The 26,790-nt window shown below is 70.6% G+C and carries 23 protein-coding genes and 1 pseudogene; 13 read left to right on the top strand and 11 right to left on the bottom strand.

The features are described 5' to 3' along the window. Positions 1–5: 5 nt before the first annotated feature. On the bottom strand, positions 6–557 hold the full coding sequence (locus HLK59_RS32855; RefSeq protein ID WP_171145227.1) for an NAD(P)H-dependent oxidoreductase: 552 nt from the start codon (positions 555–557) through the stop codon (positions 6–8). 276 nt (positions 558–833) lie between these two features. Here HLK59_RS32855 and HLK59_RS32850 point away from each other — a divergent pair, with 276 nt between their 5' ends. Then, entirely contained in the window at positions 834–1,355 is a 522-nt protein-coding gene (locus tag HLK59_RS32850; protein WP_171145226.1) for a hypothetical protein, read from the top strand. 109 nt (positions 1,356–1,464) lie between these two features. Continuing rightward, complete coding sequence (locus HLK59_RS32845; protein WP_171145225.1) at positions 1,465–2,082, top strand: class F sortase; 618 nt, start codon at positions 1,465–1,467, stop codon at positions 2,080–2,082. Here the strand turns inward: HLK59_RS32845 and HLK59_RS32840 are convergent. Next, complete coding sequence (locus HLK59_RS32840) at positions 2,020–2,484, bottom strand: helix-turn-helix domain-containing protein (protein WP_171145224.1); 465 nt, start codon at positions 2,482–2,484, stop codon at positions 2,020–2,022. The two genes, HLK59_RS32845 and HLK59_RS32840, sit on opposite strands and share 63 nt — an antisense overlap. 99 nt (positions 2,485–2,583) lie before the next feature. Here HLK59_RS32840 and HLK59_RS32835 point away from each other — a divergent pair, with 99 nt between their 5' ends. Beyond that, positions 2,584–3,474 carry an NAD(P)-binding domain-containing protein gene (locus tag HLK59_RS32835; protein WP_171145223.1) on the top strand — a complete coding sequence of 297 codons (891 nt, stop codon included), beginning with the start codon at positions 2,584–2,586 and terminating at the stop codon, positions 3,472–3,474. Between the two features lie 59 nt (positions 3,475–3,533). Here HLK59_RS32835 and cpt read toward each other — a convergent pair whose 3' ends face one another. Next, positions 3,534–4,055 (bottom strand): chloramphenicol phosphotransferase CPT, encoded by a 522-nt coding sequence (gene cpt, locus HLK59_RS32830; protein ID WP_171145222.1) that lies wholly within the window; start codon positions 4,053–4,055, stop codon positions 3,534–3,536. Beyond that, a pseudogene (locus tag HLK59_RS51370) lies at positions 4,055–4,141 on the bottom strand (sulfite exporter TauE/SafE family protein); the annotation flags it as partial. The pseudogene HLK59_RS51370 and the gene cpt, both read right to left, overlap by 1 nt. 191 nt (positions 4,142–4,332) lie before the next feature. Between HLK59_RS51370 and HLK59_RS32825 the strand changes: the two are divergent. The 4 genes from HLK59_RS32825 (at position 4,333) to HLK59_RS32810 (ending at position 9,088) form a co-directional block, all read left to right on the top strand. Beyond that, entirely contained in the window at positions 4,333–5,544 is a 1,212-nt protein-coding gene (locus HLK59_RS32825) for an FAD-dependent oxidoreductase (protein ID WP_171145221.1), read from the top strand. Continuing rightward, entirely contained in the window at positions 5,544–8,159 is a 2,616-nt protein-coding gene (nirB, locus tag HLK59_RS32820) for a nitrite reductase large subunit NirB (RefSeq protein ID WP_171145220.1), read from the top strand. Before HLK59_RS32825 ends, nirB begins: the two co-directional genes overlap by 1 nt. After that, positions 8,156–8,506 (top strand): nitrite reductase small subunit NirD, encoded by a 351-nt coding sequence (gene nirD / locus HLK59_RS32815; protein WP_171145219.1) that lies wholly within the window; start codon positions 8,156–8,158, stop codon positions 8,504–8,506. The genes nirB and nirD overlap by 4 nt, the downstream gene beginning before the upstream one ends. Positions 8,507–8,581: 75 nt before the next feature. Beyond that, entirely contained in the window at positions 8,582–9,088 is a 507-nt protein-coding gene (locus HLK59_RS32810; RefSeq protein WP_171145218.1) for a hypothetical protein, read from the top strand. Positions 9,089–9,112: 24 nt separating this feature from the next. On the opposite strand, the gene HLK59_RS32805 is transcribed toward HLK59_RS32810, so the two are convergent. Continuing rightward, entirely contained in the window at positions 9,113–9,502 is a 390-nt protein-coding gene (locus tag HLK59_RS32805; RefSeq protein WP_171145217.1) for an excalibur calcium-binding domain-containing protein, read from the bottom strand. 260 nt (positions 9,503–9,762) lie between these two features. Then, positions 9,763–10,923: an alkaline phosphatase PhoX gene (locus tag HLK59_RS32800; RefSeq protein ID WP_171145216.1), complete on the bottom strand. Its 1,161-nt coding sequence runs from the start codon at positions 10,921–10,923 to the stop codon at positions 9,763–9,765. Positions 10,924–11,453: 530 nt separating this feature from the next. On the opposite strand from HLK59_RS32800, the gene HLK59_RS32795 reads away from it, so the two are divergent. From HLK59_RS32795 to HLK59_RS32780, 4 genes are all read left to right on the top strand, one after another. After that, positions 11,454–13,259: an ABC transporter ATP-binding protein gene (locus tag HLK59_RS32795; RefSeq protein WP_240982767.1), complete on the top strand. Its 1,806-nt coding sequence runs from the start codon at positions 11,454–11,456 to the stop codon at positions 13,257–13,259. 99 nt (positions 13,260–13,358) lie between these two features. Beyond that, positions 13,359–14,288, top strand: coding sequence for an oxidoreductase (locus HLK59_RS32790; protein ID WP_171145214.1), 930 nt, complete (start codon positions 13,359–13,361; stop codon positions 14,286–14,288). 11 nt (positions 14,289–14,299) lie between these two features. Beyond that, the gene (locus tag HLK59_RS32785; RefSeq protein WP_171145213.1) at positions 14,300–14,779 is read left to right on the top strand and encodes a hypothetical protein; all 480 of its coding nucleotides are present in this window, start codon (positions 14,300–14,302) and stop codon (positions 14,777–14,779) included. Between the two features lie 130 nt (positions 14,780–14,909). After that, positions 14,910–16,817: a hypothetical protein gene (locus HLK59_RS32780; RefSeq protein WP_171145212.1), complete on the top strand. Its 1,908-nt coding sequence runs from the start codon at positions 14,910–14,912 to the stop codon at positions 16,815–16,817. On the opposite strand, the gene HLK59_RS32775 is transcribed toward HLK59_RS32780, so the two are convergent. From HLK59_RS32775 to HLK59_RS32755, 5 genes are all read right to left on the bottom strand, one after another. Continuing rightward, positions 16,814–17,581 carry a glucose 1-dehydrogenase gene (locus tag HLK59_RS32775; RefSeq protein WP_171145211.1) on the bottom strand — a complete coding sequence of 256 codons (768 nt, stop codon included), beginning with the start codon at positions 17,579–17,581 and terminating at the stop codon, positions 16,814–16,816. The genes HLK59_RS32780 and HLK59_RS32775 overlap by 4 nt on opposite strands. 81 nt (positions 17,582–17,662) lie before the next feature. Beyond that, the gene (locus HLK59_RS32770; RefSeq protein ID WP_171145210.1) at positions 17,663–18,244 is read right to left on the bottom strand and encodes a TetR/AcrR family transcriptional regulator; all 582 of its coding nucleotides are present in this window, start codon (positions 18,242–18,244) and stop codon (positions 17,663–17,665) included. A gap of 108 nt (positions 18,245–18,352) precedes the next feature. Continuing rightward, a complete protein-coding gene (locus HLK59_RS32765; protein WP_171145209.1) occupies positions 18,353–18,817 on the bottom strand; it encodes an META domain-containing protein in 465 nt (154 codons plus the stop codon). Positions 18,818–18,971: 154 nt separating this feature from the next. Next, positions 18,972–21,692: a pyruvate, phosphate dikinase gene (gene ppdK, locus HLK59_RS32760; protein ID WP_171145208.1), complete on the bottom strand. Its 2,721-nt coding sequence runs from the start codon at positions 21,690–21,692 to the stop codon at positions 18,972–18,974. Positions 21,693–22,127: 435 nt separating this feature from the next. Beyond that, entirely contained in the window at positions 22,128–23,324 is a 1,197-nt protein-coding gene (locus tag HLK59_RS32755) for an ROK family protein (protein WP_171145207.1), read from the bottom strand. Between the two features lie 120 nt (positions 23,325–23,444). Between HLK59_RS32755 and HLK59_RS32750 the strand changes: the two genes are divergently transcribed. Further along, positions 23,445–24,830: a trehalase family glycosidase gene (locus HLK59_RS32750; protein WP_171145206.1), complete on the top strand. Its 1,386-nt coding sequence runs from the start codon at positions 23,445–23,447 to the stop codon at positions 24,828–24,830. Beyond that, positions 24,827–26,770 carry a glycogen debranching N-terminal domain-containing protein gene (locus tag HLK59_RS32745; protein WP_171145205.1) on the top strand — a complete coding sequence of 648 codons (1,944 nt, stop codon included), beginning with the start codon at positions 24,827–24,829 and terminating at the stop codon, positions 26,768–26,770. Before HLK59_RS32750 ends, HLK59_RS32745 begins: the two co-directional genes overlap by 4 nt. The last annotated feature ends 20 nt before the right edge of the window (positions 26,771–26,790 follow it).

Here is a 26,790-nt window from a genome sequence, read left to right as displayed (position 1 = left end):
CCGCGTCAGATGGGTAAAAGAGCCACCCCCGGCTGGTCCAGCATTCCCTTCGCCGCCACCCCCGGGCCCGCCGGGTCCTTCAGCCGGCCCTCGTCGTCGAAGGAACCCCCGGCGTTGTGGAAGGACACCGTGTCCCGGACCGTCACCGCGTGGAGTTCCGCGAAGACCTGGCGGAGGTGTTCCACCGCTCGCAGGCCGCCCGCCATGCCGCCGTAGGAGACGAGGGCGACGGGCTTGGTCTGCCATTCGGTGTAGTGCCAGTCGATGAGGTTCTTGAGGCCGGCGGGGTAGGAGTGGTTGTACTCGGGGGTGAGGACGACGAAGGCGTCCGCGGTGGCCAGTTTCGGGGTGACTCCCGAGAGGGCCGCCGTTGCCTCCTGGGTGCGGGCGAAGGACATGGGGAGGTCGGTCTCGGCGACGTCCACGACGTCGGGGAGCAGGTCGTCCCGGTCGTGCATCAGGTCGAGGAGCCAGTCCGCGACGACGGGGCCGAAGCGGCCGTGGCGGTTGCTGCCGACGACGAGGGTGACCTTCAGAGGCGCGTCTGTGATCTGCATGAGGGACAGCCTGATACCTCGACAAAGGTTGAGGTCAAGCCCCGACCGCCGACGCCGGGTCACCCGGTCGCACCCCCGCTCCACGCCCTTCGGGTTCTCTTCCGCGACACCTCCGCCCTACGCCGATGACCTGCCCAAACACCGCCACCACAGCCCCGCCGTACCGCGACCTGACACCCATTCACCCCATTTCTGACGGACCCTCAGCAAGCGCGCTCGGCCCGCTGCCACTTACCTCGGAAGGGCAGGGACACCGAAGAGCTCGAGGGAGCACCGATGCGCCGTACCGCCCGCATGCTGACCGGCACCGCGCTCGCCGCCGCGGCCGCCGGGCTGGCTGCCTCACCGGTGTACGCAGGGGACTCCGCGAGCCTGGAGGTGTACCCGTCCTCGGTCGTCCCCGGCGAACAGGTCACGGTCAACACGGCGACGTGCGAGAACGGTGACACGGCGGCGGGCGACGCGAGCGCGGTGGGCGCCGGGGCGTTCACGCTCGCGCCGAGCGCTCATGAGCAGGACGCGATCGGACAGTTCCGGGTGCCGGAGAGCGCGCAGCCGGGGACGTACGAGATCGTCGCGACCTGCGCGGAGGGCGGCCGGCGGGTCACGGGTGACCTGGTGGTCACGCTCACCTCCACCCGTCAGCAGGTGTATCCCCGAGGAAGTGTGAAGACGGGGGTCGGTGGCGCTCTGGGCCCCGATCCCGTGCAGACCGCGGCCGGCGTGGCGGCTCTCGCCGTCGCCGCCGCGGGCGGTACCTGGCTCCTGCATCGCCGGGCGAGAGGCGACGGGATCTGACGGACACCCTCCGCTGTCCGTCCGCCGGTACCGCATGTCCCCTCCCCCTCCGGGTCCGACGCCCCTCGCGGCCCGGAGGGGGAAACGGGCCGTTGACGAGGAGGCTCAGGTGCGCAGGTTCAGCAATGTCGCGATAGCGGCCGTGACCGTCGTGGCCCTGTGCTGCGGCGCCTGGCTGCTGCGCAGTGGCACCGCGACGCACGAGCCGCCGCAGCCCTCCGCGGCCCAGGCCCGCGCCGGCCACACCGACCCGCGCTCGGCGCCCGCGCTGCCGCCCTCCCCGCCGGACCGCATCCGCGTCCCGTCGATCCACGTGGACGCCCCCCTGATGGGCCTGGGCCTCACCCCGTCCGGCAGCCTCGACGTCCCGCCGGCCGAGAAGGAGAACCTCGCCGGCTGGTACGAGGCGGGCACCACCCCCGGTGAGACCGGCACCGCGATCGTCGCCGGCCATGTCGACAACGCCGACGGCCCCGCCGTCTTCTACGACCTCGGCGCCCTGAAGAAGGGCAGCACGATCGAGGTCGCCCGGCGCGACGGCGGCACGGCCCTCTTCTCGGTCGACTCCGTCGAGGTGTACGACACGAAGGACTTCCCCGACGAGAAGGTGTACGGCGCGGCGCACCGGCCCGAGCTGCGGGTGATCACGTGCGGCGGGGGCTACTCACGGGCGACCGGCTATCAGGGCAACGTCGTCGTGTTCGCGCATCTGACCGGCAGCCGCTGAAACACCGGGTGTCGCTGAAGCACGGGGTGCCCCTGAGGCACCGGGCGCCGCTGAGGCACCGGGCGCCGCTGAGGCACCGGCGAGCATGTTCTCCTTGCCCCAGTCCGCCAGCGGTCCCAGCGCCTCGTTGAGCGTCTCGCCCCGCTCGGTCAGGGAGTACTCGGCCCTCGGCGGTACCTCGTCGTACGCCTCCCGGTGCACGATCCCGTCCGCCTCCAGCTCCCGCAGATGAGCCGCGAGCACCTTCTCCGTCACCCCCGGCAGCTCCCGGCGCAGTTCGCCGAAGCGGCACGGCCTCTCGTGCAGCGCCCAGAGGATGAGCACCTTCCACTTGCCGCCGATCACATCCATCGCCGCGTCGATCCCGCAGACGTACGACCCCGGCCGCCGTGCCCTCGCCATGCCGCCCCCTCTTCCTGCCTGGACTCTTTCCCGGCGGTAACCACCCACTCCCAAGTACGTACTTGAGCAGGCGCTTCCCCACGAACAACCCTAAGCGGCATGACTGACAACGACTTCACCACCAAGACCCCGCTCACCCTCCTCGGCACCGGTGCCATGGGTGCCGCCCTCGCCCGCGCCTGGCTCGCCGCCGGCCATCCCGTGACCGTCTGGAACCGCACCCCCGCCCGCGCCGAGGCCCTGGCCGCCGAGGGCGCGACGGTCGCCGCGAGCGCCGCCGAGGCGGTGGCCGCGAGCCGGCTGGTGATCATCTGTCTGCTGGACGACGCGTCGGTCGGCGAGGCGCTCGGGACGGCCGACCTCCAGGACAGGGACCTGGTCAACCTCACCACCGGGACGCCGGGGCAGGGGCGGGACCGCGCCGCCTGGGCACAAGCGCGCGGCGCCCGTTTCCTGGACGGCGGGATCATGGCCGTACCCCCGATGATCGGGGTCCCGGACTCCGGTGCGTACGTCTTCTACAGCGGTTCCACCGCCCTCTTCGAGGAGCACCGCGGCACTCTCGCGGTACCGGCCGCGACCACCTACGTCGGCGCGGACCCGGGGTTCGCCGCGCTGCACGACGTGGCACTGCTGAGCGCGATGGACGGCATGTTCGCGGGCATCACCCACGCTTTCGCGCTGATCCACCCGGAGGACATCGCGCCGAAGGACTTCGCCCAGCTGCTCGCGGAGTGGCTGACCGCGATGACGTTCATGGTGCACAAGGCCGCCGACCAGCTGGAGAGCGGCGATTACGGCAAGGACGTGGTCTCCGACCTGGCCATGCAGTCCGCCGCCAACGCCACGCTGCTGCGCACGGCCGAGGAGCAGGGTGTGAGCACCGAGCTGCTGACGCCGTACGCGGCCCTGATGGCGCGGCGGGTCGCGGACGGGCACGGGGACGAGGACATCACGGGGGTGGTCGAGCTGCTCGTACGACAGCCCTGAGCGGGTCGGGCGGAGCCGCGGCCGAACGACGGCACATCACCGCTCAGCCGGCGGAGCGCCTAGTCCACATACGCGGCGATGGCGCGCGCGCAGTCCAGTGCCTCGGTGTGCGTGGTGTCCACCTCCAGGTCGTAGACGACGCCCTTGTGGACCAGCTCCGCCTGCTGCTCGGCCATCCCCCGCACCCGGTCGCCGCGGACGATCTCGCGGCCCGCGGCGACCCGGGCATCACAGCGGACTCCGACCCACAGGACCTCCAGGCCGGTGAGGGCTTCGCGCCATCCGTCCTGGGAGTCCGGGCCGCCGAGGAAGACGTCGTCGACGATCACCCGGGCACCACCACGGACCATCGCGGCGATGCCCGTCATCCACGCCTTCTGCAGGGTCCGGAACTCCGGGCCGACGTTCACCTCGCCGTCGGGGGCGAACTCGATGCCCGTTCCCGACCCCGGCATCGCCTCGACCAGTGAATCGATCCCGAAAGACAGCCAGGGGTCCGGCAGTACCTCCTGGAGACACCGCACGATCCCGGACTTCCCGGAGCTGGAACCGCCGTTCAGGACGATCACTTCGGCCACCATCACGCCACCCACTGCTCATACGCCGGATTCGCCACCAGCGCGCAGACTACGGTCAGCAGCACGATCCGCACGAACCCGTTTCCCTTCGGCTGAGGCTTGCTGAGGCTCGTAGACGATGTCACCTGCATGGATTCCGCTGGTTCCGCCACCTCACAGCCCGTCCCCGGCGCACTCCCGGAACCCTCACACTCGCCCAGCGCCCCCGCTGAGGGCAGCGTTCCTCGCGGGAAACAGACGTGATGCGGTCGGGTAACACCGGCAACGCACGCTCCTGGACATGACCTCGAATACGCGTGTGGTGGTGATCGGCGCCGGGCTCGCGGGCGTCCGTCTCGCCCGGCGGCTCGGCGAGCTCGGCACGCCCGTGACGCTGATCGGCGAGGAGGAGCACCGCCCCTACAACCGGGTGCTGCTCGCCGACGTGCTGGCCGGACGGTACAGCCCCGACGTGATCGCGCTGCCGGCCCCCGCGGAGCTCACCCGCGCCCGGGTCGCCGGCATCGACCGGGAGGCACGGACCGTCGAGTGCGCGGACGGTTCGAAGATCGCATACGACCGGCTGGTCCTGGCCACCGGCTCGAACCCGGTGCTGCCGCCGCTGCGCGGTCTGTTCACGCCGGACCACGTGCTGCCGGAGGGCGTCCACGCCTTCCGGACCATGGACGACTGCCTGGGCCTGTCGAAAGCGGTCCGGCCGGGGGTGAAGGCCGTCGTCATCGGCGGCGGGCTCCTCGGGGTCTCCGCGGCCCGGGCGCTCGCCCAGCGCGGCGCGCAGGTGATCCTCGCCCAGCAGGCCGAGCGGCTCATGGAGCGCCAGCTCGACCCGAACGCCTCACAGCTCGTCCGGCGCCATCTGGGCGAGCTGGGCGTCGAGGTCCACACCGATCTGCGGGTGCGTGACGTGCGCTGCGTCAACGGCGCGGTCCGCTCGGTCGAGATGGCCGACGGATACGCCCTCGACGCCGACCTGGTGGTCCTGGCCTGCGGGGTCCGCCCGCGCGCCGGCCTCGCCTGGGGCGCGGGCATCGAGGTCCGCAAAGGGATCGTCGTGGACGACGAACTGCGCACCTCCGACCCGTACATCCACGCCATCGGCGACTGCGCCCAGCACGACGGAAACGTCTACGGGCTCGCCACTCCGGCCCTCGAACAGGCCGAGGTGCTCGCGGAGTTGCTCGCCGGCCGGACCGACGCCCGCTACACCGGCACCCGTTCGCTGACCCGGCTCACGCTGCCCGGTCAGACCGCCTTCGACCTCGCCGCGTTCGGCGAGACGGAGGCGCTTCCCGGCGACGACGTCGTCCAGCTCGCCGACGCCACCCGAGGCACCTACCGCAAGGTCGTCGTCCGCGACGACCGCCTGGTCGGCGGGGTCCTCGTCGGCGAACTCGGCACCGTCGGCGCGCTCGCGCGCGCCTGGGAGGGAGCAGAGCCGCTCCCCGACGAAGGCCCTCTGCTCCACCTGCTCACCAACGATGGAGGCTCCTGATGACCGCCACCCCGGAGGCCACGGAGGCCACCCCCACGATCGTGCTCGTCGGCCACGGCATGGTCGGCCAGCGCTTCCTCGAAGCGCTCGCCGAGCGCGGCCTGACCGCCACGCACCGCGTGGTCGTGCTCTGTGAGGAGCCGCGCCCCGCCTACGACCGCGTCGCGCTGACCTCGTACTTCTCGGGCAAGACTCCCGAGGACCTGTCCATGACGGACATGGCGTTCATCGAGAAGGAGGGCATCGAGCTCTTCGTCGGCGACCCGGCGGAGACCGTCGACCGTGCGGCCCGCAGGGTGACCGCCCGGTCCGGCCAGGTCTTCGACTACGACATCCTCGTCCTCGCCACCGGCTCGTACCCCTTCGTGCCGCCGGTCCCCAACAAGGATGCCAAGGGCTGTTTCGTCTACCGCACCATCGAGGACCTGCTCGCCATCGAGGAGTACGCCAGGACGCGCACCACGGGTGCCGTGGTCGGCGGCGGTCTGCTGGGACTTGAGGCGGCCGGCGCGCTGAAGGGGCTCGGACTCACCTCCCACATCGTCGAGTTCGCACCGCGGCTGATGCCGGTGCAGGTCGACGAGGGCGGTGGCGCGGCCCTGCTGCGGACCATCGAGGAGATGGGGCTGAGCGTCCACACGGGCGTCGGCACACAGGAGATCGTGGTCGACTCCGAGGGCGCCGTCACCGGCATGAAGCTCTCCGACGGCTCCGAACTCGCCACCGATCTGGTGGTGTTCTCCGCCGGTGTCCGCCCCCGCGACCAGCTGGCCCGCGACTGCGGCCTCACGGTCGGCGAGCGCGGCGGTATCACCGTCGACGAGCAGTGCCGTACGGTCGCCGACCCGCATGTCTTCGCGATCGGCGAGTGCGCGCTGGCCGCGGACGGCCGGGTGTACGGCCTGGTGGCACCGGGGTACGAGCAGGCGGAGACGGCGGCGGCGACCATCGCCTCCGACGAGGCCGCCTTCCTGGGCGCCGACCTCTCCACCAAGTTGAAGCTGCTCGGTGTGGACGTGGCGTCCTTCGGTGACGCGCACGGCGCGACCGAGGACTGCCTGGACGTCGTGTACTCCGACTCCCGTTCGGGCCTGTACAAGAAGCTGGTCATCGGCCGCGACGGCACGCTGCTCGGCGGCATCCTGGTCGGTGACGCGGAGGCGTACGGCACGCTGAAGGCGTTCACCGGTTCGGTGCCGCCGGTCTCCCCCGAGTCCCTGGTGCTGCCGGCCGGGGCCGACTCGGGCGTCCAGCTCGGCCCGACCGCGCTGCCGGACGACGCGATCATCTGCTCCTGCAACAACGTCCGCAAGGGCACCATCCGCGGTGCGGTCACCGAGCACAACTGCACCACCGTGCCCGAGGTGAAGAAGTGCACCAAGGCCGGTACGACCTGCGGCAGTTGCGTCAAGGTCCTCGGCCAGCTGGTCACCGCCGAGCTGGAGGCGTCCGGCGTCGTCGTCGACAAGGGCCTGTGCGGCTGCTTCTCGCAGACCCGCGAGGAGCTCTACGAGATCGTCCTCGCCCTGCGCGTCAACACCTACCAGGATCTGCTGGACCGCTACGGCCGCGACAACGCCAAGGGCGGTGACGGCTGCGAGGTCTGCAAGCCGGCCGTCGGCTCGATCATCGCCTCGCTCGCCTCGACCATCGGCGCCGACGTCTACGTCCTGGACGGCGAGCAGGCCGCGCTCCAGGACACCAACGACCACTTCCTGGCCAACCTCCAGAAGAACGGCTCGTACTCGGTCGTCCCCCGTATCCCCGGCGGTGAGATCACCCCGGAGGGCCTGATCGTCATCGGGGAGATCGCCCGCGACTTCGGCCTCTACACGAAGATCACCGGTGGTCAGCGGATCGACATGTTCGGCGCGCGGGTCGAGCAACTCCCTTTGATCTGGACGAGGTTGGTGGACGCCGGTTTCGAGTCCGGCCACGCGTACGGCAAGTCGCTGCGCACGGTGAAGTCCTGTGTGGGCCAGACCTGGTGCCGCTACGGCGTCCAGGACTCGGTGCGCATGGCGATCGACCTGGAGCTGCGCTACCGGGGCCTGCGCTCGCCGCACAAGCTGAAGTCGGCGGTGTCGGGCTGCGCCCGCGAGTGCGCCGAGGCCCAGTCCAAGGACTTCGGCATCATCGCCACCTCGGGCGGCTGGAACCTGTACGTGGGCGGCAACGGCGGCGCCACGCCGCGCCACGCGGATCTGCTGGCCCAGGACCTGAGCGACGCCGAACTGATCCGCCTGATCGACCGGTTCCTGATGTTCTACATCCGCACGGCGGACCGCCTGGAGCGCACGTCGACGTGGCTGGAGCGGATCCCCGGCGGCCTGGACCACGTACGCGATGTCGTCGTGGAGGACTCCCTCGGTATCTGCGAGGAGCTGGAGTCGCTGATGACCTCGCATGTCGCGCACTACCGCGACGAGTGGTCCGACACCATCAACGACCCCGAGAAGCTGGCCCGGTTCGTGTCCTTCGTGAACGCCCCGGACACCCCGGACCCGGTCGTCGGCTTCGTCCCCGAGCGCGACCAGATCAAGCCCGACCTGCCGCTGCTGTCCATCGGCATGCGCCCCGCTGAAGACGTCCTGGAAGGAAGCGCCCAGCGATGACCCTGGCACCCGAGACGACCGCCCTGAAGATCCAACTGCGCCTGGGCGACAGCTGGTTCACGGTCTGCGACCTGAACGTCCTGCTGCCCGGCCGCGGGGTGGCGGCCCTGCTGCCCGACGGCCGGCAGGCGGCCCTCTTCCGCGACCGCGCGGGCGAGCTGTACGCCATCGACAACCGCGACCCCTTCGGTGGCGCGGCGGTCCTCTCCCGCGGACTGACCGGCACCCACGAGGGCCGCCCGTTCGTCGCCTCCCCCCTCCTCAAGCAGCGCTTCGACCTGCTGTCGGGACAGTGCCTGGACGACGAGACGGTACGGATCCCGACGTATCAGGTGCGCGTGTCCTGACCGGCGAGGCCGTCGCCGTCGGCCGTGGCGGTCCGCGCTGTACCGTCTTCGGAGACGATCACGGGGAGAAGCGCGATGGCCAATGGCCTTCAGTTCGGTTGGGAACTGAGCGGCAGCGGGTGGGCGACGTGTCTCATCAACGACGGCCACGCGGAGCGGAAGGACATCGTCAGCTACTGCACGGACGCACTCGCCGACCTGCTTCACGGTGTGGCGGGTCTGTACGGCCCCGCACCTGTCCAGCGCTTCTCCTTCGACCTGGAACCGGCCGAGGTGAGGTGGGTCCTTCGCGGGAGAGGTGCGGACGTCGACGTGACGATCTACCGCTTCCCCGACATGTCCGCGAGCTTCGATGCGCCTGACCAGGACGGCACACGTGTCTGGTCCTCCACGCAGCCGCGAGGCCTTCTTGGTCACGTCGTCGTGGAGGCCGCTCTGTCGGTGCTGAAGGTCCACGGGGAGGACGGCTACCGGGCGAAGTGGGTCCTGCACCCCTTTCCCGTCGCCGCGCTGCAGGACCTTCGCCGACTGCACCTCCAGCACGACGGTTGTGACCTGCGCCATGGCGTTGCCATGCCCTAGGCAGCCGGACGGTCCCGGCCGGGCTCAGTGGTCGGCGCGGCGCCTGTTCACGACCACCAGGACGCCCGCCCCGGCGAGCATGACGGACATGCCGGCGGCCGCGAAGTACGGGGTGGTGTCGTCGCCGCCGGTCTCGGCGAGGTCCGTGTCCTTCGGGGCCGCGGCGTCCGCTTCCTGGTCCTTGGCGGGAGTGAAGTCCGCGGGCGGGCTGTCGCAGCCGATGCCGTCGCCGTCGCGGTCCAGATGGGTGCCGTAGTGCTCGTCGCCCTCGGGGATGTTCGCGTAGCCGTTCTCGTACGCCTCGGTGCAGTTGGCGAACGGATGGTCCCCATCGTGCGCCTCGGCGGCTGAGGGCAGGACGGCGAGGGCCAGCGCGGCGACGGCGATGGCGCCGGGCTTGCGGAGCAGGTTCACGGCGGGTCCTTACGGGGTCGTGGTGAACAAGAGGTGCCCGAAGGTAGTGCGCGACCGTGACGGTGGAGGCGGCGTGAAGAACCCGTGATGCGAACGTGACGCGACCGGACGGAAGCGCACAGTGACCTCTCAAGTGCGGTCGTACGCAAGGACATTGCGGTCCGGATGGAGAAGTCAGCTGTCACAGCCGTACCGCTTCCGGGCCCACTTGGGGGCGGGTCCGGAAGCGGCGGTGTTTCCGTGGTCGTTCAGGTGTGCGTCTACGACCGGAACGGCCCCGTCACCTCGTACGTGATCCCGCCCGACGAACTCCCCGACGTCCCCCGCTGGCTGGAGAAGTACAGCCGGGTGCCGTCGGGTGAGAACGCCGGGCCTGTGATCTCGGAGGAGGACTGGCCGTCGATCCTCAGGAACGGGGCGATCACGTCGTCGGGGGTGATGAGGCAGATGTCCATGCTGCCGCCGTCCTCGGCCACGTACAGATCGCCGGAGGAGGTGCCCGTGATGTTGTCGACGCCGGTGAGCGGGGCGGTCCCGCCGGTCACCAGGGAGTCGTCGTAGGCCAACTCGTACGTGTTCGACGTGAGGTTGAGCTGCCAGACGCGGTTGTCGCCCTTGGTGGTGAACCAGACCTTGTCGTCGGCGTAGTGGCAACCCTCGCCGCCGTTGAAGGACTTGGAGCCGGAGACCTGGGTGCGGGTCGACGTCGGGGAGCCGTCCGGGTCGGGGACGGTGGTCCAGGTGTAGGAGCCCGAGGTGGCGGTGGAGGCGACCAGCACCTGGAGGGTGCCGGCGGAGAGGCTTCCCCAAGTCGTCGGTACGAAGCGGTAGAAGCGGCCGTTCGTCTCGTCCTCGGTCAGGTAGACCACCTGGCGGACCGGGTCGGCCGCGGCCGCCTCGTGCTTGAAACGGCCCATCGCCGCCCGCTGCACCGCCGCGTTCGTGCCCCACGGGTCCGTCTCGTAGACGTACCCCCGGTCGACCTCCTCGCAGGACAGCCAGGTGTTCCACGGAGTCCTGCCGCCCGCGCAGTTCTGCCGGGTGCCGGACAGGATGCGGTACGCCGAGGTGATCGCGCCGCTCGACGAGAACCGCACCGCGCTCGCGCCGCCCGACGGGTTGATCTCCGAGTTGGAGACATAGATCCAGCCCGTGCCGTCCGCGTAACAGGCGCCGCCGTCCGGGGCGTTGTGCCAGGTGTACGACGTTCCGGTGACCGTCTGGCCCGAGCGGGCGACGACCCGGCTGGTGAAGCCCGACGGGAGTCTGATGCCGTTGGCGTCCGGCGAGGCGAGCGCCCCGTAGGGGCCCGTGCCCGGCTGGGCCGGCGCGGCGTACGCGGCGCCGCGCCACAGGGTGCCGCCGAAGACGGCGGAGGTACCGCCGATGGCGGTCGCACGGAGGAAGGTACGACGTTCCACTGTCGCTCCAAGGTGCCGTGACCGTCCCGCCACCGGTCGGGGGCGGGAGCGTGCGGGTGGGAACCTAGGGGAACGGGGTGGACATGTCATGGACGGGCCGTGAACTCGTGGTCTAAGGGAATTCCAAGGTTTCACAGCATTTCACAGGCGATTTAATTCTGAGTTTTCTCTTCACGTCCTTCCGGACCGTGTTAAGTTCCTTCTCATCCTCATCGGAAACCCGAAAGGAATCGCCATGAGCTTCAGGATTGTCGCACCGCTCACCCCGCGTCAGAACGCCAATCAGGATCCGAACGCGAACCCCAATCAGGTTCCCCCGCCGGCCGCACAGCAGCAGCGGCGCCGGCGTCCGCGGCCGGGCGAGTTCTTCCCCCAGCGGCCTGCCAACTAAGGGCTGACGGCCTGATGAGAGGGAGGGTCGCCGCTCTGCGGCGGCCCTCCCGAGGGGAGATATGCGCGCACCCGAGAAATACCCGGAAATTGATTTGCCGCGGCATGTTCCACCCGATCTGGAACTGTCCGAATACGGAATGCCGATAGCCCGCACCATCAGCGGCCCCCACCGAATTCTGACCCTTTCCGCCCGCACCGCATTCCGTCGGTTCTGGCCCCTGACCAGAGGACTGCGCCGCTGGCTGGTGGTCGTCTGGATGTGCACCGTGCTGGGCGCGCTCGCCGAGACCGCCGCCATCCTGCTGTTCGGCGACCTCACCGACAACGCCCTCCAGAAGGGCTCCCTGGACGCCTTCTGGACCCCGGCCGTCCAGTGGCTCGGCATCGCCGTGATCGGCGCGGCGATCGGGTACACGGGTGGCTCCCTCGCCGTATGGGTGTCGGAGCGGTTCGTGATGCGACTGCGCGAGCACGTCTTCGACCATGTGCAGAAACTCCCCCCGCACTTCTTCCAACGCCACCGCCAGGGCGACCTGTTGTCACGTCTGACCGGTGACGTCGAGGCGATCGAGCAGATGGCCGTCTCCGGCCTGATCGGCACCGCCTCCGCCCTGTTCAGCGCCGTCTTCTACGCGGCGGCCGCGTTCTGGCTGCGCTGGGACCTCGCGTCGGCGGCCTTCGTGCTCGCCCCGCTGTTCTGGCTGGCCGCCCGGAGGTTCTCCGCCGGTGTCAAGGCGGTCGCGCGCGAGGGCCGGGTCGCCGACGGCGCCGTCACCTCCGTGGTGGAGGAGTCCCTCGGCAACCTCGTCCTCACCCAGGCGTACGGCCGTGAGGACGCCGAACGCCGCCGGCTGCGGCAGGAGGCGTCGGCGTGGTTCCGGGCCGCCGTCCGCTCGGCCCGCCTCGACCAGGCGTACGGGCAGCTCGTCCAGGTCATCGAGACGGTCTGTGTGCTGTCCGTGATCGGCATCGGGGTCTGGGAGATCTCCGAGGGCCGTATGACGCTCGGTCAACTCCTCGCGTTCGCCGCCCTCTTGAGCTACCTCTACCCGCCCATCCGCAGCCTCGCCCAGCTCGGTCTCCTCGTCACCGCCGCCACCGCCGGTGCCGAACGCCTCGTCGAGATCCTGGACACCCGCCCCGCCGTCACCGACTCCGTGCGCCAGGAGACCGGCCGCCCCGACGGCACCGTGGAGATGAGGGACGTCTCCTTCCGCTACCCGGGCGCGGAGACCACCGCCCTCGAAAGTCTGTCCTTCACCGCCCACCCCGGCGAACTGGTCATCATCACCGGCCCCAGCGGCGCCGGAAAGTCCACCGTCTCCAAGCTCCTCCTCCGCTTCTACGACCCGGACACGGGCGGAATCCTCCTGGACGGCGTCCCGCTACGGGACTTCCCGCTCGCCCGGCTGCGCGAGTACGTCACCCTGCTCCCGCAGGAGACCCTCGTCCTGCACGACACCGTCCGCGCCAACATCGCCTGCGGCCGGCCCGGCGCCAGCGACCACGCCATCGAGCAGGCGGCGCGGGCCGCCGACGCGCACGACTTCATCACCGCGCTGCCCGACGGCTACGACACCCACATCGACCCCAACTCCGCCCGGCTGTCCGGCGGCCAGCTCCAGCGCCTCGCCATCGCCCGGGCCGTACTGCGCGACGCGCCCGTCCTCCTCCTCGACGAGCCGACCACCGGTCTCGACGCCATCGCAGCCCGCCGTATCGTCGGCCCCCTGCGCCAGCTGATGGCCGGCCGCACCACCCTCATGATCACGCACGACCTCGACCTGGCACCCGACGCCGACCGCATCCTCGTCGTCGAGCACGGCCGGGTCACCGAGACCGGCCGGCACGAGGAACTGCTCGCGCTCGGCGGCACCTACGCCCGTCTCCACAGCTCACAGGAGCTGGCCCCGGCCGCCGCCGCGCCCTGGCCCTGGCCCTGACCCCGGAGCGAGAACGCGGTCCGGTGAGTCCTGTCGACGCCGGGCCCCATCGGGGGCAGGCTGGCGCCAAGCGCCGAACCGGCGGGAAGGAGCCCGGCCATGTCCTCCGGCTGGAACGAGCAGAACATCCCCGACCAGCACGGCCGCACCGCCGTCGTCACCGGAGCCAACAGCGGCATCGGCTACATCACCGCACGCGAACTGGCCCGCAAGGGCGCCCGGGTGCTGCTCGCCTGCCGCAGCGAGACACGCGGGACCGAGGCGGAGGACCGGCTCCGCACCGAAGTGCCGGGCGCGGAGGTGGAGTTCCGGCGCCTCGACCTCGGAGACCTCGCCTCGGTAAGGGAGTTCGCGCGGACATCGCCGTACGACCGACTCGACCTGCTGATCAACAACGCGGGTGTGATGGCCCTGCCGTACGGGACGACGGTGGACGGCTTCGAGACCCAGTTCGGCATCAACCACCTGGGCCACTTCGCACTCACCGGGCTGCTGCTGCCCACGCTGCTCGACACCCCGGGCGCCCGGGTGGTGACCGTCTCCAGCACGACGCACGCCATGGCCAACATCGACATCACCGACCTCAACAGCGAGCGGCGGTACCGCCGTTGGATCGCCTACGCCCGCTCCAAGACCGCCAACCTGCTCTTCACCCACGAACTGGCCCGCAGGATCGCCGGCCACGGCTCGGACCTCGTCGCGGCCGCCGCCCACCCCGGCTACGCGGCGACCAACCTCCAGGCGGCCGGACCCCGCATGGCGGGACGCCACTTCACCGAGCGCTTCATGGCCGTCGGCAACAGGTTCTTCGCCCAGCCTGCGGAAGCGGGCGCCCTCCCCACCCTCTACGCCGCCACCGCGCCCGACGTCTCCCCCGACTCCTTCACCGGCCCCTCCCTCGCGGGCTGGCGCGGATCCCCGGGACCGTCCTGGCGCATGTCGTGGACCCGCAACGACCAGGCGGGAGGACGGCTTTGGGCTGCTTCCGAGCGGCTCACGGGAGTGTCGTACGACGCCCTGAAAGCCTAGGGTCACTCGTCATGCGACCGGACTTTCCTGCGAGGCTGCCGAAGCATCCGCTCAACACCGCACTGCTGGACCACCTGCGGGAACAAGGCTCTCCGCCGAGCGGACCGGACGACTGGGCGCTCGGCGAGTGGCAACTGCACACGCACCCCGATCTGTTGAACCGGCTGAGGGAGTTGGGCCTTGGCGTACCCCTGAGTGCCGCCTACGGCGTTCCGCTCCTGGCCTACAAGGGAGTTGCGGCTGCTCTCGCCATCGGAACGGACACTCTGCTGCTGCGCCTTCCCGAAGCACCGGGCGACCTCGAAGAGTCCCCCTGGCCGTTCCCTGAACTGGCCCGCCACGGATGGCAAGCCCTCGACGCCTGGCAGACCGGCCTGCGCTCCGTCGAAGGGGACCACCGGCTCCTGCTGGCCGTCGAACAGGCGCTGCTACACACCCGGGACCTCATTTCCCAGCCCTCTGTGTGGCCGAATGGTTCCCATCCCGGATAGCCATGACTCACCGGCCGATTCACAGGGGCCACTCCCTTCTGCGGCTCCCCAGTCGCTGCTTCACTCCCTGTCGCCTGCCTCTTGGAGTCGACCGCCGCATGAACTGCCATGTGGCGAAAGGGAGTTGCTCATGTCCGTACCTCACCCCCGCATGCGCTCACGCGTCCACGCCCTGCTCGCCCTCGGAGCGTCAGCCGCCGCGCCCACCCTCCTCGCCCCGACCTCCGCCCACGCCGCGACCTCCGCGACCTCCGCGACTTCCGTGACGAAGACCGTCGCCGCCGGTGAGACCTGGGAGGTCACCGAGACCACCCGCCTCGGCCTGCTGGTCGTCGAGGAGGGGGCGCTGCTCACCGCCCCGGAGGGATACATCCTCACCCTCACCGTGAACGGCGTCGAAACCGGCTCCGCCCTGGAGAGCACCTACGGGGTCACCACCGTCATCGTGCCGGGCACCTATCGCGGGAACGTCGTCGTCACCCCGACCGTCGAACACCTGGAGACCTTCGCCGGTTACACCTTCCACCTGCGACAGGGCGTCTACGTCGGTTCCGCGGGCGTGGTCACGGAGAACTCGGTGCTGTCCGCCGTCCGCGGGGGCCGGCTCACCGACGCGTACGCGAGGGGCGTCTCCCTCACCTCCACCGCCCAGGTGTTCAACGGCTTCTACGTCGCCGACGGCGCCTCCTACACCCTGGAGGATCTCCGTGTCGCCTTCGACGGCAACGGCCGCTGTGACTTCGCCAGTTACGGTGCCGCCGTCACCGGCGCGGGGGAAGGGACCCGGCTGGTCGTGGACGGGGCGTGCATCGACACCCAGGGGGTGGTGCGCAGTGCGCTCATCGCGCGGGACGGGGCGGACGTGGTCGTCAAGAACTCCCGTATCCGCGCCCTGAACGGGGTCCTGCCCGACGACTATGTGCCCGCCGGGGGCGCCAACATGCTCACCGTTCCGTGGCGGCTCGGCCTCACCGGCAACATCCGCGCCACCAATGTCATCGGCACGAACACCAAGGCCACCTACATCAATTCCGCCGTCTCCTCCGAGCAGTGGGGCGTCCTGTCCACCGACTCGGTCTCCAACTCCCGCCTCACCACGATCAATTCGACCGTCACCATCACCGGCGACTCCGGCTACGGCACCTACGCCGACGGCAAGTCCCAGCAGGACCTCTTCCTCGGCACCGACTTCGACGTGGCCACCTGGGTCGCGATCTCCACCGGCAGCCCCGTCGTCTTCGGCGACAGCACCCAGGAAGCGGTGAGCGCGCTCAACACGGAACTCGAACTGGGGCTCACGGACGCGGAGTTGGCGGCCATCGAACCCCGGTCCTGTGTGCTCACCTCACGCGGGTTCGGCGTCATGTGGCACAGCGGGGACGGCGGGTCCGTCACCATCGGCGGTGGTACGCGGTTCTCCACCGCCGAAACCATGTTCCTCGACAAGGCCGTCCAGATGGCCATCACGGTGGACGGCTCCCAGGGGGCCCAGCTCCAGGCGGGCAACGGCGTCCTCGTACAGATCATGGAGACCGACAATCCGGGCTCCCTCAACGGCGTCTACACCGAGCCGACCGGCGACGCGACCCGGGACACCGCCTTCGACACCACCGCCGAGCACACCGCCGACGCCACCGCCTCCTTCACGGACATCGCGCTCCAGGGCGACTTCTACAACGCGATGCGCACGGGCAAGAACCTGGTCGTCTCCCTCGACGGCTCCCGACTGGACGGCGTCATCTCCGCCTCCGCCTCCCGGCACGCGGTCACCACCATCAGTTCCGCCGAATGGGAGCAGCTCAGCCACGTCACCAACACCCCGCAGCCCGCGATCAACAACGGCGTGATCGTGAAGCTGGGGGCGGGCTCGGTCTGGACGGTCACCGGGACGTCGTATCTGACGAGACTGGCCGTCGACGCGGCGGCGGAGGTCCGCGCGGTGGACGGTGGGACCCTGACCCTCACCGTCGACGGCACGGTCACCGCGTTGACCCCCGGAACCGCCTACGCCGGAGCTCTCGTCCTCGCCGTCGGCTAGGCCGTCTTCCCGCTGTCCACCACCAGGTCCGTGCCCACCACGGACGCGGCGTCGTCCGAGGCGAGATAGAGGACCGCGGCGGCGATTTCCGCCGTCGAGGAGGCGCGGCCGAGCGGCACGGAGTTCTCCATGCGTTCGGCGCGCTCGGCCTCCGTCTCGCCGGGGAGCAGGGACATCTCGGTCTGCACGGGGCCGGGGCTGACCGCGTTGATGCGGACTCCGTCGCCGATGTGGTCGCGTGCGGCGCCCTGGGTGAGGACGGAGACGGCGGCCTTCGTGGCGGCGTACGCGGTGGCGCCGGGGTGGCGGGCGTGGACGCCGAAGATGGAGGCGATGTTGACGATCGCGCCGCCGGCGGGCTGGGTCCGCATCTGCCGGACCTCGGTCCGGAGGGCCTGGAAGACGCCGGTGACGTTGATGCCGAGCTGCTCGTGCCAGTCCTCCTCCGGCAGCTCGGCCAGCGGCTGCCCGCCGCGGAAGACGCCCGCGTTGTTGACCGCCACGTCGAGGGAGCCGAAGCGGTCCACGGCGGCGGCCACGACGGCCTGGATGTCGGCGGCGCGGGTCACGTCGGCGGTGAGAGCCAGCGCCTTGCCGCCCGCCTCCTCGATCAGCGCCGCCGTTTCGTCGAGCGGTTCATGCCGTCGCCCGACCACGACGACCTGCGCTCCCTCGGCGGCGAACGCCAGCGCGACGGAACGGCCGATGCCGGAGCCGGCACCGGTCACGAGAACGGTCCTGTCGCGGAAACGCGTCCTGGTCATGATCTCCCCTTATTCTTGACCGATCGTTTCAGTATGGAGCGAAATAAAAGAGGGCCTGACCCGTATCAACGGCCACGGCCCTCAGTCCAGCAGCGCCAGCGCCTGTTCCGCCGCGTCCCGCACCCGCGCCGGGTCCGGCGACGCCTTCCCCACCACCTTGAGGCCCTGGAGCAGCACCAGCAGCATCCGGGCGAGGGCCAGCGGATCACGGCCCGCGCCGAGCTCGCCCTGCGCCCCGGCGCGCACCAGCGCCGAGTGCAGCATCGTCTCCACGTGGTCCCAGCTCCGCTCGACCTGCCGTGCGGCGGCCGGGTCGTGCGGGGCCAGCTCGGCCGCCGTGTTGGTGATGAAACAGCCGTTCAGGCGCAGGTTCTCGGCGGTGGCCTCGTCCGCGTAACGCCGTACGAGCGCCCGCACCGCGGGCAGTACCGGGCCCGGCCGGGACAGCTCCCCGAGCAGGTCCGGCAGCTGCTCCTGATAGCGCTCCAGCGCCTTCAGATACAGCTCGTGCTTGCTGCCGAAGGTCGCGTAGAGACTGGCGCGGCCGATGCCGAGCTGCTCGACGAGGTCGGCCATCGACGTCGCCTCGTAGCCGCGCCGCCAGAACAGCTCCAGGGCTGCCTGCAACGCGGCCTCGGGATCGAACTCCTTGGTCCTGGCCACGTACCGCAGCCTAGTTTCAACGAGAACGGTCGGTCAAGAAAGTGTCGGCAGCGGCGGTGATTCGGGGGCCAGGGGGTCAGGGGGTCAGGGAATCAATCGGCGGACCCGTCACCGCTTCAGGGTGATGACGTGGCCGTCCGGTCCCGTGAGGGTCAGGGTGTCGGCGGTCACCCGGGCATCGTAGGTGCCGCCGGAAGGATTGATGGGGACGGAGTCGGGCGAGTGGCAGGCGATCAGCGTCGACCTGTACTCGCCGCCGAAGGTGATCGCGGACCGGTCTGCATGCACGACCGCCTTGCCCCCGAACTTGTTGCAGCCGTCGTGGCCCGTGACGGTGCGTTCGTCGGCGTCGAACTCCAGGCCCGCGCGGGACCCCTTCGGCACGGTTTGGGTGACGCCGTCGACGGTGACGGTGTGGGCGCGCCACGGGACACCGGTGATGTCGGGCGACGGGACACCGGTGATGTCGGGCGGCGCCGTACCCGGGCCGTCGTTGCCGGACTGAGCGGCGGACGTGGTCGTGAGGGCGGCTGTCGCAAGGGCCGTGGAGACGAGGAGAACGGTTCGCTTCATGACCTTGCGACGTGATGGCGGGAGAACCGGTTCCGCACGAAGGGGCGCCACCCCCGCACAGGGTGACGCCCCTTCTTGGTGATCCGGAACCGACGCCCATCGGTACTGAGGGTCGGGGACAGGCGTCGGCTCCGGGGTCTGTGGCCGTACGGCCCTAGCGGTGGTCGCTGCCCGCCGACTCCGAGGCCGCGCGGCCCGCCTCAAGGCGTGCCACCGGGATACGGAAGGGCGAGCAGGAGACGTAGTCCAGGCCGACCTCGTGGAAGAAGTGGACCGACTCCGGGTCGCCGCCGTGCTCGCCGCAGACGCCGAGCTTGAGGTCGGGGCGGGTCTTGCGGCCCGCCTCGGCGGCCAGCTTCACCAGGGAGCCGACGCCGTCCTTGTCGATCGTCTCGAACGGCGACACCCCGAAGATGCCCTTCTCCAGGTACGCCGTGAAGAACGAGGCCTCCACGTCGTCCCGGCTGAAGCCCCACACCGTCTGGGTGAGGTCGTTCGTGCCGAAGCTGAAGAACTCCGCCGCCTCCGCGATCTGACCGGCGGTCAGCGCGGCGCGCGGGAGCTCGATCATCGTGCCGATGGTCAGCTTGAGCTGCGCGCCCGTCGCCGCCTCGACCTCCGCGATGACCTGGTCGGCCTCCTCGCGGACGATCTCCAGCTCCTGGACCGTGCCGACGAGCGGGATCATGATCTCCGCGCGCGGGTCGCCCTTGGCCGCCTTGCGCTCGGCCGCCGCCTCCGCGATGGCACGGACCTGCATGGTGAACAGGCCGGGGATGACGAGGCCGAGGCGTACCCCGCGCAGGCCCAGCATCGGGTTCTGCTCGTGCAGCCGGTGAACCGCCTGGAGCAGCCGCAGCTCGTTCTCGTGCGGCTCCTGGCGGGACTCCGCGAGCGCGACACGCACCGACAGCTCGGTGATGTCCGGCAGGAACTCGTGCAGCGGCGGGTCCAGGAGCCGGACCGTCACCGGCAGACCGTCCATCGCCGCGAACAGCTCGACGAAGTCCTTCTTCTGGAGCGGGAGCAGCTCGGTGAGAGCGGCCTCGCGCACCTCCTCGGTGTCGGCGAGGATCAGCCTCTCGACCATCTCGCGGCGCTCACCGAGGAACATGTGCTCGGTGCGGCACAGCCCGATGCCCTGGGCGCCGAAGCGGCGGGCGCGCAGCGCGTCCTCGGCGTTGTCCGCGTTGGCCCGCACCCGCAGCCGGCGCTTGCGGTCGGCGAACGCCATGATCCGGTGCACGGCCTCGACCAGCTCGTCGGCGTCCTGGGCGCCGGCGTGCATACGGCCCTCGAAGTACTCGACGACGGGAGAGGGGACGACCGGGACCTCGCCCAGGTAGACCTTGCCGGACGACCCGTCGATGGAGATGACGTCGCCCTCCTCGACGACGTGCCCGCCGGGCACCGTCATCCGGCGCCGCTTGGTGTCGACCTCCAGCTCCTCGGCACCGCAGACACAGGTCTTGCCCATGCCGCGCGCGACCACGGCCGCGTGCGAGGTCTTGCCGCCACGGGAGGTCAGGATGCCCTCGGCGGCGATCATGCCGTCCAGGTCGTCGGGGTTGGTCTCCCGGCGGACCAGGATGACCTTCTCGCCGGACCGCGACCACTTCACCGCGGTGTACGAGTCGAAGACCGCCTTGCCGACCGCCGCACCCGGCGAGGCGGCGATGCCCCGGCCGACCTGCTGGACCTTCGCCTCCTCGTCGAAGCGCGGGAACATCAGCTGGGCCAGCTGGGCGCCGCTGACGCGCTGGAGCGCCTCGGCCTCGTCGATCAGGCCCTGGTCCACGAGCTGCGTGGCGATACGGAAGGCGGCGCCCGCCGTGCGCTTGCCGACGCGGGTCTGGAGCATCCAGAGCTGGCCGCGCTCGATGGTGAACTCGATGTCGCAGAGATCCTTGTAGTGGTTCTCCAGGGTCTCCATGATCTGCATCAGCTGGTCGTACGACTTCTTGTCGATCGACTCCAGCTCCGCGAGCGGGACCGTGTTGCGGATACCGGCGACGACGTCCTCGCCCTGGGCGTTCTGGAGGTAGTCGCCGTACACGCCCTGGTGGCCGCTGGCGGGGTCGCGGGTGAAGGCGACGCCGGTGCCGGAGTCGGGGCCGAGGTTGCCGAAGACCATGGAACAGACGTTGACGGCCGTGCCCAGGTCGCCGGGGATGCGCTCCTGGCGGCGGTAGAGCTTGGCGCGGTCGGTGTTCCAGGAGTTGAAGACCGCCTCGATGGCGAGGTCCATCTGCTCGCGCGGGTCCTGCGGGAAGTCCCGGCCCGCCTCGGTCTTGACGATCCTCTTGAACTTGGTGACGAGCTTCTTGAGGTCGGCCGCCTCCAGGTCCGTGTCGACGTGGACCTTCTTGGCCGCCTTCGCCGCCTCCAGGGCTTCCTCGAAGAGCTCGCCGTCGACGCCGAGGACCGTCTTGCCGAACATCTGGATGAGACGTCGGTAGGAGTCCCAGGCGAACCGCTCGTCGCCCGCCTGCTCGGCGAGGCCCTTCACGGACCGGTCGGAGAGGCCGATGTTCAGGACCGTGTCCATCATGCCGGGCATGGAGAACTTGGCGCCGGAACGGACCGAGACGAGGAGCGGGTTGTCGGGCTGGCCGAGCTTCTTGCTCATCTGCGTTTCGAGGGCGTCGAGGTGCGCACTCACCTCGTCACGCAGTGCCACCGGCTCCGCGCCGCTGTCCAGGTAGACCTTGCAGGCTTTGGTCGTGATGGTGAAGCCGGGAGGAACGGGGAGTCCCAGGTTGGTCATCTCGGCGAGGTTCGCGCCCTTGCCACCCAGGAGGTCCTTGAGGTCCTTGTTTCCCTCGGTGAAGTCGTAAACGAACTTCGCTACGTGGGGTTCTTTGTTTTCCGACACGGTTCTCGACTCCCTCGAGGACGCGGTGGCTGCCCTGACGACGGGGAACATACCCAGATCGAAGGCGTCTGGGGAGGTCCACTCGGGCGTCATGTGCTCGTAACCAGTCGTCCGCCAGCGGATTGAAAGTCAAAGCTTGGCAAGCGAGCGGGCGCTTATGTTTTCACTTCTTGAACACAGGAACCCTCGAAGTGGCGGCATGTCGCTCATCTGAGCAGCGTTTGGCACGCTTGATTTCGATCGATGAACGATCAAAGGGTGGCACTCGGTGCCACCCTTTGGAGAAGTGCATTCGCCCATGATCCGCTCATCTGAGCGCTACCCTTATCAAGGGTGGCGAGAATCACGCTGCCACAGACGCCCTGATTTCACCATGCGGACGGGTATCCGGACCGAAATGTGCCGGTCACACGCCGGGTGCGGTCACGAGGGCGGTCATACGCCGAGTGCGACCAGGCGCTCCTCGGCCCGCTCAGGTGCGTAGAGGTACTCCACGACCAGCGCACCCGCCCCCACCAGCCCGGCCCGTTCCCCCAGCCGTGACGTCACGACGTCCAGATGGGCGGTGGAGCGTGGCAGCGCCCGCTGGTACAGCAGCTCCCGCACGCCGGTGAGGAAGGGAGTTCCGGCCAAATCGCCGGCGATCATCAGGACCCCGGGGTTCAGCAGGGTCACCACGGTCGCGAGCACGTCCCCGACCTGCCGCCCCGCGTCCCGGGCGAGCGCGGCCGCCTCCGGATGCCCGGCGGTCAGCAGGTCCCGCACATCCGAGCCGGAGGCCGCGGGCACCCCGGTCTCGGCCAGCCGCCGCGCGACGGCGCCACCACTGGCGACGGCGGCGAGACAGCCGTAGGAACCGCACCGGCACAGCGCGTCCGCGCCCACCCGGATATGGCCGATGTCCCCCGCGCCCCCGTCGATGCCCCGGAAGATCGAGCCGCCGACGACGACGCCGGCGCCGATCCCGGTCGAGACCTTGACCAGCACGAACGCCGAGCAGTCGGGGTAGGACGTGCGCTGTTCGCCGTACGCCATGAGGTTCGCGTCGTTGTCGACGAGGACCGGCACCGCGGGTGCCCCCGTGTGCTCGGTGAAGGAGCGGGCGAGGCGGCCTCTTATGTCGTAGCCGTCCCAGCCCGGCATCATCGGTGGCTGGACGACTCGGCCGCTCTCGCTGTCGACCGGTCCCGGGACCGCGAGCCCGATGCCGCAGACCTCGCCCGCGCGGTGGCCCGCCTTCTCCAGCAGCTCGGCGAACCAGCGGCCCAGCTCCCCCAGCACCACGTCCGGGCCGTCCTCGACGGCGAGCGTGCCGCTGTGCTCGGCGAGCAGTTCGCCGGTCAGCGACAGGACGGCCGCGCGCGCGTGCCGGGTGTCGAGGTCGGCGGCGAGGACGACGGCATGGGCGTCGTCGAACTCCAGGGTGATCGAGGGGCGTCCGCCGAGCGGGGAGTCCACGGGGCCGCCGGCGCCCTCGCGCAGCCAGCCCGCGCGGAAGAGCCGGTCCAGGCGCTGGCCGACGGTGGCACGGGACAGCCCGGTGGCCTGCTGGAGCGCTCCGCGCGTGATCGCGCGCCCGCTTCGTACCAGTTCGAGCAGATCGCCGGCGCTTCCCTGACCCCGTCCGGTCATGCGCACCCCCTTGTGTTTCTCAACTCTGCATTACATATTGAGTTTTGCGTGTTAAATAGACGTAACCCTACGGTAGCCACGACCGAACCGGTCGGCCGGACGTCTTTCGGGGAGCCCCGAGTGGATCGCACTGCCCAACTCACCGCCCGTCTCACAGAACGCGCCTTTGTATACGATCCACCCCCTACGCGGGGTTCGCTGCACCTCAGGGCCGCACGGGTACTGGAGGACAACTGGACCGGCACCTCGACCGTGCCCTCGCGCGGCCTGTATCCGCACCAGTGGTCCTGGGACTCGGCGTTCATCGCGATCGGCCAGAGGCATCTGTCGCCGCTCAGGGCGCAGACGGAACTGGAGACACTCCTCGCCGCGCAGTGGGGCGACGGGCGCATCCCGCACATCGTCTTCAACCCCTCCGTGCCGCTCGACGCGTACTTCCCGAGCCCCGACTTCTGGCGCTCCTCGACCGCGGGGCGCGCTGCGGGCGCCCCGCGCACCGTACAGACCTCGGGCATCGTGCAGCCACCGGTCCACGCGCTGGCCGCGTGGCTGGTGCACTGCGCGGACCCGGGTCTGTCACGGGCGCGCTCCTTCCTCACCCGGATGTATCCCCGGCTGGCGGCCTGGCACCGCTATCTGCTGCACCGGCGGGACCTGGGCGGCGGATCGCTGGCGTCCGTCGTGCACCCTTGGGAGCAGGGCATGGACAACAGCCCCTGCTGGGACCTGCCGCTCTCCCGCGTCACCCCCGCCCCGGCCCGCTCCTTCCGGCGCGCCGACCTCGACCACGGGGCGGCCGAGGACCGGCCGACGGATCTGGACTACGGGCGGTACGTGCGGCTGGCGACGGACTACCGGGACGGCGGCTATGAGGACGGCCACGGCGGGTTCGCCGTCGAGGACCCCGCCTTCAACGCCCTGCTCATCGCCTCCGAGCACGCCCTCGCCCGGATCGCGCAGGAGCTGGGCGCGACCGGCACGGCCCGCCGCGCGCGCGCGGAGCGTCTGACGGCGGCGCTGATCGACCGGCTGTGGGACCCGGCGGAGGGCATGTTCTTCTCCCGGGACGTACGCGGCGGACACCTCATCCCCGAACGCAGCGTGTCCGGGCTCGTCCCGCTCCTGCTGCCGACGCTCCCCCGGGACATCGTCGACACCCTCGTCCGTACGACCGCCTCCAAGCACTTCGGCCTGGGCGGCACCACCCGCCTCGTGCCCAGCTACGACCTCCTCGGCGAGGCCTTCGACCCGCACCGCTACTGGCGCGGCCCGGCCTGGTTCAACACCTCCTGGCTGATGGAACGGGGCCTGCGCACCCACGGCGAGCGGGGCCGCGCCGACGCGCTGCGCCGCGCCGTCCTCGACATCGCGGACACCTCCGGCTTCGCCGAGTACGTCGACCCGTACACCGGCGAGGCCTGCGGCGCGACCGGCTTCGGCTGGACCGCCGCGCTCACGCTCGACCTGCTGCACACCGGCACATCCAAGGGAGGGGACCGGGAATGACGGACCGGCATCATCTGCTCGTGCACGGCGGGACGTTCGCAGCCGTGGGTGACGGCGGGGACATCAGCGGGGTGCGAGGCGGCGCCTCCCCCTCCCCGGAAGGGCTGTTCGTACGCGACGCCCGCCACCTCAGCCGCTGGCAGCTGACGGTCGACGGCGCGGTGCCCGAGGCACTCACCCCCGTCGCCGACGGCGACACCGCGCGCTGTGTCCTCGTCCCCCGCGGCGGCCGCCAGGAACCGCCCGCGTACACGATCTTCCGTGAACAGGCCGTGGGCGACGGCTCGTTCGTCGAGTCCCTGCGCATCACCAGCAACCGCCCGGCACCGGCCACGGTCCGGCTCGCGGTCACCGCCGACGCCGACTTCACCGACCAGTTCGAACTCCGCTCCGACTACCGCACCTACACCAAGACAGGAGCCACCCGCTCCCGCGAAGTCCTCGACGCGGGCGTCGAGTTCACCTACCAGCGCGGCGAATGGCGTTCCTGTACGACGGTGACGGCCGAGCCCGCCCCGGACGGCGTCGAGGAGACCGGCACCGGAGCCCGGCGCCTCGTCTGGGCGCTGGAACTGGAGCCGCACGGCACGGCTGAGCTGACACTGCGGGTGATGGCACGGCCGCACGGCGACAAACGGGCGCTGCGGGTACCGCAGTCACCCGCCGCGCTCAACGCGCAACTCCTCGCGCTGGAAGGCGAGTTCGTGGAGGGCGTCGCCTTCCCGACCAGCTGGCCCGAACTGGCCGCCGCGTGCGCCCGCGGCCTCGCCGACCTCGCCTCGCTCCAGGTCCCGGCGACCGGACCGGACGGCGAGGAACTGCGCGTCCCGGCCGCCGGCGCGCCCTGGTTCCTGACCCTGCTGGGCCGCGACGCGCTGCTCACCTCGCTGTTCGCCCTCCCCTACCGCCCCCAGCTGGCCGCCGCCACCCTCCCCGCGCTCGCCGCGGCCCAGGCCACGGAGGTCGGCGCGGACTCGGTGGCCCAGCCCGGCAAGATCGTGCACGAGGTACGGCACGGAGAGCTGGCGCACTTCGGGCAGGTGCCGTACGGGCGCTACTACGGCTCGGTGGACGCGACGCCGTTGTTCCTGGTGCTGCTCGGGGCGTACGTGGAGCACACCGGGGACGTCGAGATGGCCCGGCGTCTGGAGTCCCATGCCCGGGCGGCGATCGGCTGGATGCTGGACCACGGCGGACTGACCTCGCGCGGCTACCTCGTGTACCGCGCCGACCAGGGCGGGCTCGCCAACCAGAACTGGAAGGACTCGCCCGGCGCGATCTGCTGGGCCGACGGGACGCGGGCGAGCGGGGCGGTGACGGCGGCCGGGGCGCAGGGGTACGCCTACGACGCGCTGCGGCGTACCGCGTGGGTGGCGCGGACGGTCTGGGCGGACGAGACGTACGCGGCGCTCCTCGAACAGGCCGCGGGTGATCTGCGGGACCGTTTCCAGCGGGACTTCTGGATGCGGGACCGGGCCTTCCCGGCGCTGGCGCTGGACGGCGAGGGACAGCAGGTGGACGCGCTGGCCTCGGACGCCGGGCATCTGCTGTGGTCGGGGCTGCTGGACAAGGAGTACGGGGAGGCGGTGGGACGGCGGTTGCTGGAGCCGGACTTCTTCTCCGGGTGGGGCGTGCGGACGGTGGCGGCCGGGCAGTCGGCGTATCACCCGCTCTCGTATCACCGGGGGTCGGTGTGGCCGCACGACAACGCGCTGATCACATTGGGGCTGGCCCGGTACGGGCTGCATGACGAGGCGCGGGTGGTCGCGCACGCGCTGGTGGACGCGGCGACGGCTACGGGGCATCGGCTGCCGGAGGTTCTCGCGGGGTACGGGCGGGACACGCATGGGGAGCCGGTGCCGTATCCGCACGCGTGTGTGCGGGAGTCTCGGTCTGCGGCGGCGCCTCTTGCTCTTTTGACCGCGGTCGGGGGTGCGTAGGGGGGTCGTACGGCGGGTGG

This window comes from Streptomyces sp. S3(2020), assembly GCF_013044505.1.
Classification (GTDB): domain Bacteria; phylum Actinomycetota; class Actinomycetes; order Streptomycetales; family Streptomycetaceae; genus Streptomyces.
Note: the sequence above shows the minus strand (reverse complement) of the source record. Positions and strands in the feature narration are given on the sequence as shown.